The organism is Mycolicibacillus koreensis, assembly GCF_002104795.1.
Classification (GTDB): Bacteria; Actinomycetota; Actinomycetes; order Mycobacteriales; family Mycobacteriaceae; genus Mycobacterium; species Mycobacterium koreense.
In genome coordinates this window covers 1-1,157 of sequence record NZ_NCXO01000114.1, presented here as the reverse complement: position 1 = coordinate 1,157, position 1,157 = coordinate 1, and the positions used below count along the sequence as shown (strand labels likewise).

Genomic DNA, 1,157 nt, shown 5'->3' with positions numbered 1-1,157 from the left:
GATCGGCACGGCGCAGACCCTGCTGACCTGGGTGCGGCGTGACCAGATCGATTCCGGCACCCGCCCCGGAGTGACCAGCCAGATGGCTGAAGAGCTCCGCAAGTTGCGGGCAGAGAATCGAGAACTCAAGCGCGCCAACGAGATTTTGAAATCTGCATCGACTTTTTTCGCGGCGGAGCTCGACCGCCACAAGCGGTGATCGTGACGTTCATCGACACCTTCAAACACCTGTACGGCGTCGAGCCGATCTCCCGCGTGCTCACCGCACACGGCGTCAAGATCGCGCCGTCAACCTACTACGACGCATGCACCCGGCGGCGACAGCCCAGCAAGCGGCAGGCCCGTGAACAGGCACTCAAGGCCGAGATTGCCCGGATCCACGCCGACAACTACGGCGTCTACGGAGCCCGCAAGGTGTGGCTGCAATGCCGACGCGAAGACATCGACGTGGCCCGCTGCACCGTGGAACGCCTGATGGGCGAGCTCGGCCTGCACGGCGCACGCCGCGGCAAGGTCAAGCGCACCACGATCGCCGATCCGCAGGCCGTCCGGCCCGATGACCTGGTCGCCCGCCGGTTCAATCCGCCGGCGCCGAACGTGCTGTGGGTGGCCGACTTCACCTACGTGTCGACCTGGTCGGGATGGGTGTACGTGGCGTTCGTCATCGACGCCTACGCCCGCCGGATCGTCGGCTGGCGCAGTGCGACCACCATGACCACCCAGTTGGTGCTCGACGCGATCGAGCACGCGATCTGGACCCGCCAACGCGCCGGCATCACCGACCTGACCGGGTTGATCCACCACCACGACCGCGGCAGTCAATACAGCTCGGTGGCGTTCACCGAACGGCTGATCGAAGCAGGCATCGACGCCTCCATCGGGGCGACCGGCAACTCCTACGACAACGCACTCGCCGAGACCATCAACGGCCTATACAAGACCGAACTGATCAAGCCCCGGGGGCCGTGGCGGACCGTCGACCAGGTCGAAGTCGCCACCCTGGAATGGGTCGACTGGTTCAACCACCGCCGACTCTACGAGTACTGCGGTGACATGCCCCCAGCCGAATGCGAGGACCTGTACTACCGTCACCACCGAACTCAGCAACCCGCCGAGTTCTCAAACCAGTAAGTCTCCGGACACACCGGGGCGGTTCA

The 1,157-nt window shown here is 65.0% G+C and carries 1 pseudogene and 1 other annotated feature; the pseudogene reads left to right on the top strand.

The window, feature by feature from the left end:
• The first annotated feature begins 1 nt into the window (after nucleotide 1).
• Nucleotides 2–1,131: pseudogene (locus tag B8W67_RS20105) on the top strand (IS3 family transposase).
• Nucleotides 160–288, top strand: a sequence feature (AL1L pseudoknot). It overlaps the preceding pseudogene by 129 nt.
• Nucleotides 1,132–1,157: the final 26 nt, after the last annotated feature.